The following is a 15,558-nucleotide window of genomic DNA, read 5'->3' as shown; positions in this document are numbered from 1 at the left end:
GGCTCTTAGCAAGTAAGAGCCATCTTGAGTTAAGTTTACTTAGTCTCGGTATATTTTTGTTAGGTCTTTATAGTGATCAATTCGTCTATCACGTAAGAAAGGCCAGATACGTCTTACGTTTTCTGAGCGTTTTTGATCAATTTCAACCACTAAAATTTGCTCATCAGTATTATTAGCCTCTGCTAATAATTCACCTTGTGGGCCTGCAATGAACGAATTCCCCCAAAACGCAATACCATCGCTTTGCCCGCTTGGGTCACTTTCATGACCTACGCGATTACAACTAATTACTGGCACACCATTGGCAACAGCATGGGCACGCTGGGAAATAACCCACGCATCTTTTTGACGAGTTTGCTCAGCAATGTCGTCGTTAGGATCCCAACCAATAGCGGTTGGGTAAATTAACACTTCAGCGCCTGCCATTGCCATTAAACGTGCAGCTTCAGGAAACCATTGATCCCAACATACTAGCACGCCTAATTTACCCACCGAGGTTTGAATAGGCTCAAAACCGATATCACCTGGGGTAAAGTAAAATTTTTCATAAAAACCTGGGTCATCAGGAATATGCATTTTACGGTATTTACCCGCAATGCTGCCGTCTTTCTCTAATACAACCGCAGTATTGTGATAAAGGCCCGTAGCGCGCTTTTCAAATAAAGAGGCTACAATAACAATGCCTAGCTCTTTAGCAAGCTCACCTAAGGCATTACTGCTAGGGCCTGGAATGGTTTCGGCTAAATCAAATACGTCAACATTTTCGGTTTGGCAAAAATAGAGGCTTCGGTGTAGCTCTTGAAGTACAACCAGTTTTGCACCTTTTTGAGCTGCTTCACGAATGGCACTCATTGATTTTGCCATATTGTCCTGAGCGTTATCGGTATTGCTTTGTTGCACTAACGCAACGGTTAATTTTGCAGGGCTTGTCATTGTGCTGCTCCAGCTAAAAATCCACGAGGTAATTGCATTGTAATACAGTGCAGGCTGCCAAATTGTTCAATTATTGGTTGGCAATTAACGCCAATAATAGTGTGTTGTGGGTATGCTTTTTGAACTTGCGCAAGAGCACGCTCATCATTGGCATCATTATACGTTGGCACAAGCACAGCATTATTAATAATTAAGTAGTTAGCGTAGGTAGCCGGTAAGCGTGTTTGCTCATCGTCATAAGCGGCTTTTGGCCACGGTAACTCAATTAAGTTATATGGGGTGTTATCGGCAGTTTTAAAGGTTTTTAGTTGTTTTTCCATCTCATAAAGTGCGCTGTAGTGCTCATCAGTTTTATCGTCACACTGCACATATACAAGGGTATCATTTGGTGCAAAACGCACTAAAGTATCAATGTGGCTGTCGGTGTCATCGCCCGCTAAATAGCCATGTTCAACCCATAAAAAACTGGTCGCGCCTAAGTGCTCTTTTAAAAGTGCTTCAATATCATTTGGGTTTAAATCAGGGTTACGGTTTTTATTAAGCAAACACTCACTGGTTGTTAGCAACACACCGTGCTCGTTTATTTCAATACCGCCACCTTCAAGTACCATATCGAGCGCTTGATATTGGTTGTTTGTGCTACTTAGCTCTTTTACCAAAGTACGATTAATTTGATTGTCCAATGCGCTTTCAAATTTATTGCCCCAACCATTAAAAGTAAAATCATATACTTTTAATTGCTCTGGTGAATCAATAGCGGCGCAAGTAAGCGGACCATGATCGCGCGCCCATGTATCGTTAGTAGGCGTTACTACAAAATGAACACGATTAAGAGAGACGTTAGCACTATTTAGTAAAGCTGTAATATGCACTTTTAAGGCACTGTTATGCGCCACAATAACAAGCTGTTGCTGCGTTGTTATGTGTTTAGCAAGTTCAATATATACAGGTTCTACACGCGATAAGTTGTCGGCCCAATCGGTGTCTTTATGAGGCCACGTAAGCATAACGGCGTCTTGCTCGGCCCATTCTGGTAAAAGTCTAAAGTTCATGAATTTTATATACTAATTAAGATGACGCTAGTTTAGCATTTTACATAAAGATGTCAGCTAATTATCACTGTTTAGGTCGCCTTGGTTTAGTTCAAGTTCTTGACGTTTTTTAAGTTGGCGGGTTTGAGCATGTAAACTCGCTCTAACAATAAGTTCTTGGTCGGTGGTTCTAATTGCGGTAAAAAGCAGGGTGTATTGGTAATGTTCACTATCTTGTTTCTCTACTGCCACAACTTCAGTATAACAGTACACAGCAGATGCTTCGTGATGTAAAAACAGTTTTGTTCTAAATGCTTGGCCAATTGAGTGTACTTCTGGTGATGTAAAGCGAATACCGCCACCGCCATAGCTGTCACATTGGATTGCGTTATCTTGGGCTTGTTCTGAGGCCAAGATATGGCTCATTATTAAATCTATTTTACGTGACTGCGCTTGTAAAAAAGCGGCTAACTCTTGTGCTATATCGCCTAAGTTACGCAGAGGACGCAAAGAACTTTGTTCGAGTTCACTGACTTCGTTGGCTAATTTAAATAATGGAGGAATATCGTCTTCAAGCTCAAGTTGTGACTTAGGGACTTGCTTATTTGTCACAGCTAATAAATTCACTCTAATACTTTCATCAATTTGAAAGTATTGCTCAAACTCACCTAATCTTTGACTTTTCATTACACTCTCCACCACGTATTTAGTTAATAGTAGCGTTGTGAGTACTAAATTGCTAGCAGATAAAATAACGCATAGCGGGCTAAATACTTTGTTTACATTCAATTTTTTAACATGCTGATTATGAGAATAAATACCGTAAAGTTCAACACGCTCTAGGAGTTATAAAAAAGCGGCCAATGTCATCCTAACATTGGCCGCTTGGGTATTGATTCATCAGCGCATACTTATTTAAGTAGAGCGGCTAATTCATGTAAATCTTTCACAACGTGATCTGGTTTTTTAGCTAATGGATAAAGTGCTTTACCCGGGCGTGCTATAAAAGTGGTTTGTAAGCCAGCTTCTTTAGCACCAGCAACATCCCAGCCATGGGCTGCTACCATCATTGCTTCATTTGGATCTACATTTAACTTTTTAAGTACCCACTCATAAGCACGTAAGTCTGGTTTGTAAATTTTAATATCTTCAATGCTGTAACGTGCATCAAAGTAAGATATTAAACCAGCGCTTTCAAACTGTGCCTTTACACCTTTGTTTGAAGAATTTGTAAGGCTCACTAATTTATAGCCCTGTGCTTTGAGTTTCGCCAGTCCTTCTTTAACATCGCTGTGTGGAGGAAGCGTTAAAAGAGGTGTAACAATAGCTGTTTTAGCTTGTTCACTAGTAATATCAATATTGTTGTTTTGAGCGACCATGAGGAGTGACGCCACCCCAATTTGCCCAAAGTCATGATAACTACCGCTTACTGTATCTACTAATGAATGGTGCAGCATAGTTGAAAACCACAGTGGTAATAAATCTTCACGTCCGCCTAATGCTTTACCAATAGAGGTGCGCATTGACGTTAAATCAAGTAGGGTTTCGTTTACATCAAAAATAAGCACTTTAGGTTTTGCTTGTTCTTTTGGTTCATCAGCTACGGCGTAACCAGATACAAGGCTTGTGCCCACAAGTAGTGAAAGAGTGAGTGTTTTTAACGATTTTAAAATAGACATTAATTATTCTCCGATTCAAGTGCTGCCATAACATCAATAGGTTCTGCGCGTAGGGTGTAATCTTCGCTTAAAAATGCGTATGTAATAACACCTTCTTGGTTTATTACATAGGTAGCCGGTAGCGGCAATTTAAAGCTTTTATCACCGTAGTAGTGTTCAAAATCAATACCAAATTGTGTATATAACGCTTGGATACGCTCATCAAGTGTAAATAATAAACCAAATTGCTCAGCTACTTTATTGCTCACATCGCAAAGCACGTCAAATTCAAGGTTGTTTTTTTGTGCAGTTGAGAGAGTCTCATCAGGTAGTTGTGGTGATATTGCGACTAACTGAGCACTTTGAGTTTTAAATTGTGGTAAGTAGTCGTTAAGTGCTTTTAGCTCTAAATTACAATATGGGCACCAGCCACCACGATAAAAGCTAATAATTACTGGGCCTTTTTTTAATAAATCCGCAAGCTCAACGTTTTCGCCGTTATGGTTGGCTAAGCTAAAGTTTTCTACTTTTTGACCAATTTGCAACGCATTACCTTTAATATGCTGTGCAATAAGCTCTTCGTTTGTAGTGTTCATTAATGCTAAAACGTCAGCTGGTAACTTGGCCTCTTTTTGTACGTTATAGGCATCTATTTGCGCTTTTAAACTCATGATTGAACCTCAATAATTAAACTATCTACAATTATAGTGTTCCAGTTATTTAAATAAACATTGCAAAACTGAAAGCTTCATTCGAAAATGTTAAACATTGAAAATAGAGATTGGCAAGTTTGTGTATAATTTGAGCGACCTAGAAACATTTATAGCTGTAGTTGAAAACAAGGGAGTACTTGCTGCTGCCCGTGAGCAGCGTTTATCGCCTGCAACAGTGAGCCATCGCTTAAGTAAACTAGAACGAGAGCTTGCTACAGTGCTTGTTTTTAGAGATAGTAGACGAGTACGGTTATCTCCCGCTGGAGAAATATTTTACACCCGAGTTGGCGCCATAATAGAAGCTTTACGCGATGCTGAGCATAGTATTGGTGCGCGTAGCTCATCGGTAAGTGGCTTACTAAGAGTGACAATGCCCCCATGGGTTTTTTCAAAATACGTAATGCCTAAACTCAATGAGTTTGAGCAAGCTTACCCTGAACTAAAGCTTGATTTTTTAATAACGGATCATTTTGTAAATGTGGTTGATGATGCGCAAGATGTTGCAATTAGGGTGGGAAAATTAAATGACTCAGGATTACTTTCTCGTAAAATCGTAAACAATAGTCGCATACTGTGTGCAGCCCCTAGCTATATAGAAAAGTACGGCATGCCTGAAAATTTAACGCAATTGAGTGAACATTATTGGGTTTGCCTGCCGTGGCAACGCCAGTTAAAGCTTTTTGACGAACACAAAAAAATCTATACCTTTAATGCTAAAACTCGTTTTACTATTTCAAACTCCGATAATATGACACAAGCTGCCATTGCAGGTCATGGTATTGCTATTAAGTCAAAAATAGCGATTAATGAAGATCTTAAAAACGGTATTTTGGTTGAAGTTATGCCAGGGGTAATGGCACAAGATGATGCACCTGTTTGGTTTTTACGTCCGCAAAATAGTTTAACAACCCGCAAAACCGATGTATTTTATGATTTTATGAAATCACTATTTTTGAGCTGCGAATAAGCGTTTAAATGAGCGTTTTACTCCAGTTAAAAACAAATAACCAGTAAGCTCTGCAAGCAAGGCAACAATTATGGCTGCAACAATGGCGGCTATAATAGAGTCTTTTTTTAAAATGATTTGACCTTCAAAGCGTTGCCATACTTGCTGTTTTATATCGCTTAAATTACTGGTTATGGTAAATAAGTAGGGAGATTCAGAAAACGCATTAACAGCTGCTTGTAAAGCTTGCTGGCGTTTATTTAACACATTAATATTGTTTGCACCTTTATTAATAATGTCATCATCTAAATGTTGATAATGTTTAATGAGTTTATCTAAGTCATTATTAAAGTATTGCGCTGCGTCATTCTTAAATGGCTTAATTGCGTTGTTAGCTTCAATTAACTGCGCATTTATAGCTTGCCCAAAATCACTCACAAATGCAGGTATTTGCACACCTAGAAGTAAACCACACGCAAAAAAACTTAATCGTATATAGTCTAAAAGTTTACTCATAAACTTTCCTTTTTAAAAACAATACATATAAATAACCCAAAGTTAACATTTTGCTTGTTTTTATGCTCAAAACTCGTAATCTAAAGGTAATAAAAATAACAACAGGTGCTAGTTAAGGATGACGAAAAAAATAACGTTTACGTCAACATTTGTTGATATTTCAAGTCAACTTAAGCGCTTTGTCTCTCGAATAGTTCAGCCCGATGACGTAGAAGACATTGTGCAAGAAACATTTATAAAAAGCTATGAAGCTGACTTAAAGCAAGATATTCAATTTACTCGCAGTTATATGCTTAAAACAGCAAAGCATTTAGCACTTAATCATATTGCTAAATGGGATAATAAATTTAACGAATCCCTTGAGCAAGACAGTGAGTTGCCTGTATTACTTAAATCAATGCAGTTAGAAGATGAATACACATCTAAAGAGCGCTTTTTACTTTTTTGTAAAGCCACAGAGCAATTAAGTGTATCAATTCGTAAATGTTTTATATTAAAAAAAGTATACGGCATGAGCCAAAAAGAGATAGCGAGCGAGATGCAATTAAGTCAAAGTACGGTTGAAAAGCACATTGCCAAAGGATTACTACAGACTATGTTGTATATGCGAGAGCATGACAAAACCCACGAACTTCCTGATGCAAGTATTATGTCAGTGCAATCGTTACCCCTAGAGAGGGTTTCAAAATGAGCAACGTACATCAATTTACCTCAAAAGATTTAATTCTCGAAAAAGCCTGTAATTGGATAAGTGCAATAGATCGCGGCTTAAGTGCTGACGAAAAAGAGCAATTTAAATTGTGGATGATGCAAAGCACTGCTCATCAAGATGCTGTATATGAACTTGCTCAGCTTTGGGATGAAATATCTGTTTTAAACGAATTAAGTCATTTATTCCCGCACCGTAGTAGCAAACAGTCTAAAAATAGATGGATGTTTTCTTACTCGATTGCAGCCAGTTTATTTGCAGCATTAATGGTGTGTAGCTATTTACTGATCAATTTAGAAAATGGTTATAACCAAGAACTTGCTAAAGTTAATTATACTAAAATTTATAAAACGAAAGTAGGTGAGCAAGCTACTTATGTTTTACCCGATGGAACGATTGTTCAGTTAAATACCAATAGTTTACTTGAAGTTGCTTACAGCAAAGGGCGCAGGCAGCTATTACTCAGTCGTGGAGAAGGGCGATTTAATGTGGCTAAAGATACGACGCGTCCGTTCAGTGTTATGGCTGGTGATAAAAGCTTTACCGCGTTAGGCACGGTATTTAATGTGCAACGCAATACTTCATCAGATTTAGAACTTGTGGTTACCGAAGGTAAAGTGATGATCACCGACCCAAGTGTTGCTGTAGATGCTAATGATTTTAAAGCATATCAACTTGCTGATAATAGTACGCAAAAAATTCGCAAAATTAATGCAAATATTGTTACTTCGGGCGAGAAAGCGATTATTGAGCAAAGTATAACAAAGCCGATAACGCAACTTTCTGCGGGCGATGTTCAGCGCGATTTAGCATGGCAAAATGGTATGTTAATTTTCAATGGTGAACAATTAAGCGATGCTTTAAATGAAGTAAGCCGTTATACCGCAACGCGTTTTGAATTGTCGTCAGCTGAACTTGCTAGTATTAAAGTGGCTGGTGTATTTAAAGCCGGCGATGTAGCTGGCTTACTTGAGAGCTTACAAACTAATTTTTCGATTGATCATGAACGCTTAGGCGAGCATGTAGTTAGTCTTAAACGCCATACAGAATCATAAGTAGCAGCTATGCAAATCAAGCTAATGTTAGATAAAGTTGCACCTATAAAGATATCACGTAAAAAAAAGATTAAAAAAAAGAAACAAAACCATAGAGGATTTTTGTTTGTCAGCTGTTTATATAAGTTGCGCAGTAACCATACGTATTTATTGGGTGGTTTAAGTGTGCTTGTCCCCGCTATTTTTAGCATCAGTGTACAAGCCGCGACGCAAACCACTGGGCAAATGGTGCAATTTGATATAAAAGCGCAGCGAGCAGACAAAGCCTTAATTGAATTTGCTAAGCAAACAGAGCAAACCGTGGTGTTTTCTTATGAGTTAGCTAAGCAGTATGATGCAAATTCGGTATATGGATTTTATACCCAACTTGATGCTTTACAGGCATTACTAGGTGGAACTGAGCTCGATGCGGTTGTTGATCAAAATGGATTACTGAGTATAAAACTCAAACAAATCAACAGGAATGATAACAACATGATGAAGCTTTCAGCGGTCAGTGCAGCTATATTACCAGCGTTACTTGCGGCAAATTCGCAAGGTGTGAATGCAGCAGAAGAAGTTGCTCAAGAAAAAATTGAAAAAATTGCTATTGTCGGTAGCCGTGTAGCGGGACGTTCAGTTGAAGATTTACCCGTTCCAGTAGATATTCTAAGTGCAGAAGCGCTTGAAAATACGGGCCAAACAGAAGTTGGCCGTATGTTACAGTCTATTGCCCCTTCATTTAACTTTTCAAGCTCGTCGATTAGTGATGGTACCGATGCATTAAGACCTGCCACACTGCGTGGTTTAGGTCCAGATCAAACGTTAGTGTTGATCAATGGTAAACGTCGCCACCAAGCAAGTATTATTCATATTAATACATCAGTAGGACGTGGTACTGCGGGTACTGACATGAATGCAATACCTGCGTCAGCTATTAAACGTATTGAAGTTCTGCGTGATGGCGCTGCGGCTCAGTATGGTTCTGATGCAATTGCCGGTGTAATTAATATTGTACTTAAAGATGGTAGTGAAGGCGGTAAAGCGGCTATCAATTATGGTCAATATTCAGAAGGTGATGGCGAAACAGTTAACGTCGATTTTAACAAAGGTTTTGCACTAGGCGATGACGGTTATTTAAATGCAACAATTAACTATCGCGACCGTTCACCTACTAACCGTGCTGGTTTACATGGTTCATGCCAATTTTACGGTTGTACAGAATTAAGTGACGGTACTTTACTGGCTGGCGATCCACGAGAAGTGACCGCAGACAGAGATACATTTAGAATTGGTGATGCCGACTCTCAACAGTTTGGTTTAACAATTAACACAGGTTATGAGTTAGGCGATGGCGAGCTTTATGGCTTTATTACTTATTCAACGCGTGATAACGAATCAGCTGCATTTTTCCGTCACAATGCAAATGCGGGTGGCAATCCAGTACTACAAGATAATGATGCGACGATTCCGCTAGGTTTTTTACCAAAAATCAACACAACGATCGATGATATTTCATATAACTTTGGTTATAAGACACAATTTGATAACGATGCTAGCTTAGATTTATCCTACACTTACGGTGAAAACAGCATTGATTACACGACAAGTGACACAATTAATGCTTCATACGCTAATTTTTTACGTTACGACCAAGGCTTAAGTGCAGCTGATATTCGTACAACTATTCCACGTGAAGCATACGCTTATGGCATGGAGCTCTCACTACAAACAATCAATCTTGATTTCACACAAAACTTTGATGATTATTCTTTAGCAATGGGTGCTGAGATTCGTACTGACGAATACCGTATCCTAGAAGGTAATGAATATGCATACCGAGATTATGATACAAACAATGGCGTAAGTATTTACGATGGGTTAAGTGGTGGTGTAGGCAGTGAAGATGCATCTGGTGGCACACAAGGTTTTGGTGGTTCATCTCCAGCATCGTCGGTTGACGAGTCACGCGATGTTATTTCATTTTATATGGATGCAGAAGCCTACTTTATTGAAGATGTTATTATATCTGGCGCACTTCGCTACGATAACTACAAAGGTTTTGGTGATACTGTTAACTTTAAACTAGCGGGTAACTGGTCGGTTACAGATGATATTTCATTACGTGGTGCATTAAGTTCAGGCTTTAGAGCGCCATCTATGCAACAACTATACTTTAACAATATTAGTACGCAGTTCGTGACAGGCCCTAATGGTACATTAGTTGCTGAGGAAGTAGGGACATTTAGAAATGACTCAACACTTGCACAAAGTTTAGGTATTCCAAAACTCAAAGAAGAGAAATCTCAAAACCGTAGTTTAGGTATCGTTTACAACATGACAGATAACATCAACTTAACAGTTGATTACTACTCAATTGATATTGACGACCGTATTGTTATTAGTAACCGTTTGGGTAAAGGGCTTTCTTCAAGCTTAGATGCGGCCTTAGTTAGCTCAGGTGCAGGCGCTGGTCAGTTTTTCTTAAATGGTGCAGATACAGAAACTCGTGGTATCGATTTTGTTGCAACATGGAATACAGAAGGCTTAGGCGGTACGCTTGATTTTACACTTGCGGCTAACTTTACTGAAACTGATGTTGTATCGTTATTTACGCCATCAGGTTCTGGTTTAGAAACTGTGCCGGTTGAAGATGTATTCTCGGAACAAGAGATTTCAATCATCGAAGAGTGGCAACCAGAGGATCGCATTAATTTAAGCGCGCTTTATCAACGTGATGACTGGACGGTTAATTTATCACTGAATCGTTTTGGTGAATACACCGTAGAGGATGGTGATAGCCAAACTTATTCGGCAGAAATCTTAACGGATGTTAAAGTTAATTACTTCGTAACAGAAGATTTATCTGTGAATATTGGTGCTAATAACCTGTTTGACGTTTACCCAGACAAAAACAAAATTGGTAACTCACGTTCAGGCACAATCGTTGATGCTAACGGTAACACTGTAGTAAGCAGCTCCGGTGTATTTGAATACTCTCGCCGTTCAGCTCCATTTGGTTTTAATGGTGCTTATTACTACATAGGCGCAGAATATCGTTTTTAATAAATAACTCTCCTATTGTTATTTAAAGTTGAAGGGCCGCAAGGCCCTTTTTTGTTACTTTAAGGAGTTATCCTATATCTAATACCAACCTGCATAAATCTTTGATCAATTTAACGAATTAAATTGCACTATAACGTCGTTAAAAATTTTTTATTTAGAACAACTAAATACAAAAATTTTTGCCTAGTTCTAGCGTAATTTTCTTAACGTTAAATAGACCCATATATAAGCAGGTTGGTATAATACCCATCCGCAATAATACTTGATCAATTTGAGGGCTTAAACCTGTCGCTAACTGTGTTAAAAATTTCTGATATGGAACAACTAAACAACGAAATTTTTACCTGGTTATCGACACGATTTTCTTATCGTTAAATAGACCACATTTAATCCGCTTAGTATTATTTCGAGATTAAAGAAATGGAGTAGTTTTCATACTCTTTAATATTATTCATCACGTTCATTAGGGTGTTGTGATTACTGTTTTCGTCAGCTTTTATCAATACTGAACTTATTTCATATTTTGCGGCAAACATTGCTAGGTTAGTCGACACTTGCTCTAAGTCAATCAACCTACCTGAGAAATAAACCCCATTACTTTCATCTATACTAAATAAAGCATTTTTAACCGGTTTATCTATTTGAGGGCTATCGAGCGGACGATTTAACTCAATGGCCACAGGTTTAACAAATGAAGTAGTAACAATAAAGAAAATGAGTAGTATAAATACAATGTCTAACATTGGAGTCATATCTACATCAGCATTATTTTGCAGTTGAGCTAGTTTTTTTTTCATATTGGGACCTTATTTATAATTTAAAGCTGCGGCGCCACAGCAAGATTTCAGGATCCTATTAATAAAACTAGCACAGCTAAAATAAAATATAGTTAATTAAATATTCTAATAATATTAAATATTTGTATAAATTATGTCGTTATATGTAAGGTAAAATAAATGAATACTTTAAGACAATAAAAAACCCAGCGCTATGGCTGGGTGCTTGGCGTCAAAATCAAGTTTAATGGTTTTTCATGCGACTCATTTCTGCATGGCAACTCTGCATTGTTAGTAGTGTTTTAGCCAAAGCAGCTTCACAGTCAGCAGGTTGTGGTTTATCCATCGCGGCTTTAATTTCTTCAAGGGTTTTATCCTCAACTTCCTCTAGCTCCTTCACATAGGTGCTGTCGTTGTGTGAGCTAAATGTTGTGAGCAGTTCAGTGTATGCACGGCGTGCTTCAATAGCGAACGAAGAGCCATCTTCGCGTTCACCTTTTTCATTAATAGCATAGGGCTGCAAGCGCTCAACACTCACTTTACGTGCATCGATCATGCGCTGAAAAAGAGCGCCAATTGCAGGGTCTTCAATTTTTTCTAGGGCTTTTTCATAAAAGTCGATGCCACTGTTCATTACTTGAATGATGTCTGTAATATGATTTACTTCTGATCCTTGATGGGTGTTCATAATGACCTCTTTAATTAAATGAATATAAACTTCGATTTAATTAAAGCAAAGGTCATTCCATAATGCCTTTCATGTATAAATATTTGATATTAATTGCTTTATTATTTATTTTTAAATTGCTAGGTTAATTTTTTCTATTAGCCTAGCAATTTTTACAAGGTATTATGTAATAAAGCTACTTTAGTTCCTCGGCAACTTCAGCTACTTTTTGGCGCAACCAAATATGACTCGCATCTCGGTGTAGCAGTGGACTCCAAATCATATCAAGTTCAAAAGGAGGAATAGGAAAAGGAGGTTCTAGTATTTTAAGTCCTGGATCGTCGACATAAATATTAGCGGCTTTAGATGGTAGAGTGGCAATAAGGTTTTTCTCTTTTGCTAAATGAATCGCTACATGGTAATTACGCGTAAATGTAGCGATATTACGATGTTTACCAAAGTGAGCGAGGGCTTCGTCAACCCACCCTAGCTTTTGCACGTCTTTTGGATCCATTCCTACACCAACACCAAAACCTGTTTTACTTACCCAAATATGGCGTGCTTTTAAATAGCTATCAAGGCTAAAGCTTTCAATTATTGGATTATCGGCTTTTACTAAACAGCAAAAACTGTCTTTCCAAATACGCTTATGATGAAAAGATTGTGGTAAGTTTTCAAAACGATTGATAGCCATATCAACTTTACCATTTTCTACATCATGAAAAGTCACATCACTTGGGGTAAGTATATCTAATGTGGTGTCGGGTGCCTCGTCATGTAATTTACTAAGCAGTTTAGGCGCTAGGGTACTTGCAGCGTAATCGCTGGCCATAATCCTAAACACACGTTTACTTTGGCTTGCCTCAAATTCTCGATTAGGTGCTAGAGTTTCTTCGAGAGTCATTAATATGCCACGTATAACAGGTTGTAACTCCAAAGCACGCTCAGTTGGGACCATACCATCGCTGGTACGAACTAAAATAGGATCGTTAAATAGGTTACGAAGACGTTTAAGGCCATTACTCATTGCAGGTTGTGTAATACTCAACTGGTTTGCAGCGCGTGTTACGTTGCATTCTCGTAGTAGTGTGTCGAGGTAAACCAGTAAATTTAAATCTATTTTACTTATATTCATTGTGTGTCCTTTAGCGCCTACCAATGGTGAATAAAGCGCTGTGCTGTCGGGTATGGGTAAATATGACTCACATGCCCATTTTTTATGTTTTGCTGTGCTTGCTTCCAAAAACTAACATCAACTAATTCGGGATGTGTACTTAATAAAAACTGTTTATAAGTTGGGTTAGGTGTAACAAAAGTACATAACTGCTCCGGGAAAACATCTTGTGGAGCGACAGAGTAACTTTGTTCACTCATTAAATAGTCATCGTAATTTTTAGCTTTAGGTAATTCTCTAAAGTTCATATCTGTAAGGTATTGTACTTCGTCGTAATCATAAAAAATAATACGTTTATGCTTACTTACCCCAAAGTTTTTTAATAGCATATCACCAGGGAATATATTAACGGCAATCATTTCTTTAAGTGCTTGGCCGTACTCCTCTATTGCATCTGCTGCACTTTCGTCATCAGCGTTTTCTAAAAACAGATTTAGTGGTGTCATGCGCCGTTCAATGTAAAGGTGTTTTATAATCAACCAATCGCCTTCAATTATCATAGAGGAGCCAATTGTTTTATGTAATTGCTCAAGCAAATTACTATCAAAACGAGCCAAAGGAAATACGACATTAGAATACTCTATAGTGTCAGCCATACGCCCAACGCGATCGTGACTCTTTACGAGCTGATAGCGCTTTAAAACGGTGTTGCGACCAAATGGTTTGCTTTCACCAAACTTATCTTTAATGACTTTAAATACATAACCAAAAGAGGGGAGGGTAAATACCATCATCACCATGCCCGGTGTACCAGGTGCAATTGTAAACTCATCACTTGAATGCGTTAAATGACTTAAAAACTCGCGGTAAAATTCAGTTTTGCCTTGTTTATGAAAACCGATCGCGTTGTATAGCTCTGCAATTGTTTTGTTTGGCATTAGCTGATTTAAAAACCTTACCAACGCTGAAGGTGCATGAGTTTCCACCATAAAATAAGCACGCGCAAAGCCAAAAATAACACGCATTTGTGATGATTTAGTGAGCAAGGCGTCTAAGTATAAGCCTTTATCTTTATGATGTAGTACTGCAATAATAAAAGGTTGCACACCGCTTTGAGAAACTACACGGCCAACAATATACGCCGCTTTGTTACGATAAAATGCAGTATGTAATATATCAAAGCGCATTTGCCAAGGTTGGTGGTGAGTATCGGGGGCTTGTTTGTAAAATGCTTTAACAAGCAAGCGTATATCTCGTTCTAAATCTACAAATGGGGCTTTAAAATCAAAGTGATTGATAATACGTTTTATCGTAGGCTTTAAACCATCAACTACCGGGAAATAACTTCTATACTCGGATTCAACCGGTACAGATGGCGCGTCTTTTAATGTGGCTTGTACAAATATAAAGTCATTATGAAAGTAACGTCTATGGTAAAGACGGCAAAATACAGAGTTATAGAATGTTTCGGCAAGCTCTGCTTGTGGATGAAAGCATAAAAAGTGTTGATATATTTTTTTTACTGCAAGCCAAAGAGATTCATCAAGGGTATCTGTAGGATGTTCTATTTTTAAAAATTGTGTCGTTTCGTTAACACGATCATCATAATAGCTAATACGTAAACGGCTTATATCGTTAATTGCTTGCCAATCTTTATTAGCAAAAGCGAGAGGAGCCTTTGCCGTGGTTTTTTGAAATAGCTTATAGTGCTTTTTAAAGCCAGTTAAAATTAGTTCAGCAATACGATGTGGCTGCATAAGCATTCCTTATTATACGTTAGAGTTTATACTCTATTGTGTTAAGGGTATGTTATTTTAAGTTTAAAACCAAGCTAAATTACGAACACGCTCATAATGCTTTATGAGCGTTTTATTTGTATATTAATATTTTTTTTTCTAGTTCTTTAATTTTTTTAGCAATAGCAGATACTTCTTTTTTATATTCTTTATTAATTCGTTTAATGTTCTTGGTAATATCTTTAGTTATTCTATTTTTCTCATCGTCGGCTAAAATATGGTTAAGGCGCTGTTGTTGCTTGTATTCAGCTCGCTCTTTTTCACGATCGAGTATCGTTAATTTATGGTTGTTACTGCGAAGTTCAGCTTGTAACCCAGCCAAAAGCCTTTCTCGCTCAAGATCGTTTAGTTGTTTTCTATAATCAACTTCAGGGCCATTTTGCAGTATGTTTGTGGTATTTACTTTGTATGTAGTTGCGCGATGATCGCAAGGAAACTGAGAAAAAACAGTCTCTTTTTCTGTCACGCATTTGTAGTAAGTCGTGGCGTTATTATAAAAGCAGATAAAGATGCAAAGTGAATAAAATAAGTAACTAACAAGTTTAATCATAGCAGGGCATCCATGAATTTATTTTGCGTTGCTAAAAACGCAGTTCCAA

Annotated in this window: 15 protein-coding genes; 4 read left to right on the top strand and 11 right to left on the bottom strand. The window is 37.9% G+C overall.

From position 1 onward, the window contains the following. Nucleotides 1-39 precede the first annotated feature (39 nt). From AOR04_RS10745 to AOR04_RS10725, 5 genes are all read right to left on the bottom strand, one after another. Nucleotides 40-933 carry a carbon-nitrogen hydrolase gene (locus tag AOR04_RS10745; RefSeq protein ID WP_096793341.1) on the bottom strand — a complete coding sequence of 298 codons (894 nt, stop codon included), beginning with the start codon at nucleotides 931-933 and terminating at the stop codon, nucleotides 40-42. Next, nucleotides 930-1,985: an agmatine deiminase family protein gene (locus AOR04_RS10740; RefSeq protein WP_096793340.1), complete on the bottom strand. Its 1,056-nt coding sequence runs from the start codon at nucleotides 1,983-1,985 to the stop codon at nucleotides 930-932. Before AOR04_RS10740 ends, AOR04_RS10745 begins: the two co-directional genes overlap by 4 nt. A gap of 57 nt (nucleotides 1,986-2,042) precedes the next feature. Next, nucleotides 2,043-2,651 (bottom strand): PilZ domain-containing protein, encoded by a 609-nt coding sequence (locus tag AOR04_RS10735; protein WP_096793339.1) that lies wholly within the window; start codon nucleotides 2,649-2,651, stop codon nucleotides 2,043-2,045. A 224-nt stretch (nucleotides 2,652-2,875) separates the two neighbouring features. Further along, nucleotides 2,876-3,643 carry a haloacid dehalogenase type II gene (locus AOR04_RS10730; RefSeq protein WP_096793338.1) on the bottom strand — a complete coding sequence of 256 codons (768 nt, stop codon included), beginning with the start codon at nucleotides 3,641-3,643 and terminating at the stop codon, nucleotides 2,876-2,878. After that, nucleotides 3,643-4,293, bottom strand: a complete 651-nt coding sequence (locus AOR04_RS10725; protein ID WP_096793337.1) for a peroxiredoxin-like family protein — start codon at nucleotides 4,291-4,293, stop codon at nucleotides 3,643-3,645. The genes AOR04_RS10730 and AOR04_RS10725 overlap by 1 nt, the downstream gene beginning before the upstream one ends. A gap of 121 nt (nucleotides 4,294-4,414) precedes the next feature. Between AOR04_RS10725 and AOR04_RS10720 the strand changes: the two genes are divergently transcribed. Then, nucleotides 4,415-5,302, top strand: coding sequence for a LysR family transcriptional regulator (locus AOR04_RS10720; RefSeq protein WP_096793336.1), 888 nt, complete (start codon nucleotides 4,415-4,417; stop codon nucleotides 5,300-5,302). Here AOR04_RS10720 and AOR04_RS10715 read toward each other — a convergent pair. Beyond that, a complete protein-coding gene (locus tag AOR04_RS10715) occupies nucleotides 5,282-5,797 on the bottom strand; it encodes a DUF2937 family protein (protein ID WP_033028297.1) in 516 nt (171 codons plus the stop codon). The genes AOR04_RS10720 and AOR04_RS10715 overlap by 21 nt on opposite strands. A gap of 118 nt (nucleotides 5,798-5,915) precedes the next feature. Between AOR04_RS10715 and AOR04_RS10710 the strand changes: the two genes are divergently transcribed. The 3 genes from AOR04_RS10710 to AOR04_RS10700 are packed head-to-tail and all read left to right on the top strand — an operon-like array spanning nucleotide 5,916 to nucleotide 10,606. Beyond that, nucleotides 5,916-6,488: a sigma-70 family RNA polymerase sigma factor gene (locus AOR04_RS10710; protein WP_007375285.1), complete on the top strand. Its 573-nt coding sequence runs from the start codon at nucleotides 5,916-5,918 to the stop codon at nucleotides 6,486-6,488. Further along, nucleotides 6,485-7,561 (top strand): FecR family protein, encoded by a 1,077-nt coding sequence (locus AOR04_RS10705; RefSeq protein WP_007375284.1) that lies wholly within the window; start codon nucleotides 6,485-6,487, stop codon nucleotides 7,559-7,561. Before AOR04_RS10710 ends, AOR04_RS10705 begins: the two co-directional genes overlap by 4 nt. A 9-nt stretch (nucleotides 7,562-7,570) precedes the next feature. After that, the gene (locus AOR04_RS10700) at nucleotides 7,571-10,606 is read left to right on the top strand and encodes a TonB-dependent receptor plug domain-containing protein (RefSeq protein WP_096793335.1); all 3,036 of its coding nucleotides are present in this window, start codon (nucleotides 7,571-7,573) and stop codon (nucleotides 10,604-10,606) included. A gap of 401 nt (nucleotides 10,607-11,007) precedes the next feature. On the opposite strand, the gene AOR04_RS10695 is transcribed toward AOR04_RS10700, so the two are convergent. The 5 genes from AOR04_RS10695 to AOR04_RS10675 all read right to left on the bottom strand — a co-directional run bounded on the left by AOR04_RS10695 (nucleotide 11,008) and on the right by AOR04_RS10675 (nucleotide 15,509). After that, nucleotides 11,008-11,403 (bottom strand): ExbD/TolR family protein, encoded by a 396-nt coding sequence (locus tag AOR04_RS10695; RefSeq protein ID WP_007375282.1) that lies wholly within the window; start codon nucleotides 11,401-11,403, stop codon nucleotides 11,008-11,010. A gap of 223 nt (nucleotides 11,404-11,626) precedes the next feature. Then, nucleotides 11,627-12,070 (bottom strand): ferritin-like domain-containing protein, encoded by a 444-nt coding sequence (locus tag AOR04_RS10690; protein WP_096793334.1) that lies wholly within the window; start codon nucleotides 12,068-12,070, stop codon nucleotides 11,627-11,629. 175 nt (nucleotides 12,071-12,245) lie between these two features. Continuing rightward, on the bottom strand, nucleotides 12,246-13,184 hold the full coding sequence (locus AOR04_RS10685) for a LysR family transcriptional regulator (protein WP_007375280.1): 939 nt from the start codon (nucleotides 13,182-13,184) through the stop codon (nucleotides 12,246-12,248). Between the two features lie 17 nt (nucleotides 13,185-13,201). Continuing rightward, nucleotides 13,202-14,920, bottom strand: coding sequence for a bifunctional isocitrate dehydrogenase kinase/phosphatase (gene aceK, locus AOR04_RS10680; protein WP_008139195.1), 1,719 nt, complete (start codon nucleotides 14,918-14,920; stop codon nucleotides 13,202-13,204). 112 nt (nucleotides 14,921-15,032) lie between these two features. Beyond that, the gene (locus AOR04_RS10675; RefSeq protein WP_096793333.1) at nucleotides 15,033-15,509 is read right to left on the bottom strand and encodes a hypothetical protein; all 477 of its coding nucleotides are present in this window, start codon (nucleotides 15,507-15,509) and stop codon (nucleotides 15,033-15,035) included. Nucleotides 15,510-15,558: the final 49 nt, after the last annotated feature.

It is taken from the genome of Pseudoalteromonas sp. 1_2015MBL_MicDiv, assembly GCF_002407505.1.
Taxonomy (GTDB): domain Bacteria; phylum Pseudomonadota; class Gammaproteobacteria; order Enterobacterales; family Alteromonadaceae; genus Pseudoalteromonas; species Pseudoalteromonas fuliginea.
The sequence above is the reverse complement of the archived record's forward strand: the minus strand, read 5'-3'. Positions and strand labels throughout refer to the sequence as shown.

Excerpts from the sequence above, each read along its gene's own strand:
- AOR04_RS10735 (WP_096793339.1), bottom strand. The coding sequence starts at position 2,651 with ATGAAAAGTCAAAGATTAGGTGAGTTTGAGCAATACTTTCAAATTGAT.
- AOR04_RS10710 (WP_007375285.1), top strand. The coding sequence starts at position 5,916 with ATGACGAAAAAAATAACGTTTACGTCAACATTTGTTGATATTTCAAGT.
- AOR04_RS10705 (WP_007375284.1), top strand. The coding sequence starts at position 6,485 with ATGAGCAACGTACATCAATTTACCTCAAAAGATTTAATTCTCGAAAAA.
- AOR04_RS10695 (WP_007375282.1), bottom strand. The coding sequence starts at position 11,403 with ATGAAAAAAAAACTAGCTCAACTGCAAAATAATGCTGATGTAGATATG.
- AOR04_RS10690 (WP_096793334.1), bottom strand. The coding sequence starts at position 12,070 with ATGAACACCCATCAAGGATCAGAAGTAAATCATATTACAGACATCATT.
- aceK (WP_008139195.1), bottom strand. The coding sequence starts at position 14,920 with ATGCAGCCACATCGTATTGCTGAACTAATTTTAACTGGCTTTAAAAAG.
- AOR04_RS10725 (WP_096793337.1), bottom strand. The coding sequence starts at position 4,293 with ATGAGTTTAAAAGCGCAAATAGATGCCTATAACGTACAAAAAGAGGCC.
- AOR04_RS10730 (WP_096793338.1), bottom strand. The coding sequence starts at position 3,643 with ATGTCTATTTTAAAATCGTTAAAAACACTCACTCTTTCACTACTTGTG.
- AOR04_RS10745 (WP_096793341.1), bottom strand. The coding sequence starts at position 933 with ATGACAAGCCCTGCAAAATTAACCGTTGCGTTAGTGCAACAAAGCAAT.
- AOR04_RS10715 (WP_033028297.1), bottom strand. The coding sequence starts at position 5,797 with ATGAGTAAACTTTTAGACTATATACGATTAAGTTTTTTTGCGTGTGGT.
- AOR04_RS10700 (WP_096793335.1), top strand. The coding sequence starts at position 7,571 with ATGCAAATCAAGCTAATGTTAGATAAAGTTGCACCTATAAAGATATCA.
- AOR04_RS10685 (WP_007375280.1), bottom strand. The coding sequence starts at position 13,184 with ATGAATATAAGTAAAATAGATTTAAATTTACTGGTTTACCTCGACACA.
- AOR04_RS10675 (WP_096793333.1), bottom strand. The coding sequence starts at position 15,509 with ATGATTAAACTTGTTAGTTACTTATTTTATTCACTTTGCATCTTTATC.
- AOR04_RS10740 (WP_096793340.1), bottom strand. The coding sequence starts at position 1,985 with ATGAACTTTAGACTTTTACCAGAATGGGCCGAGCAAGACGCCGTTATG.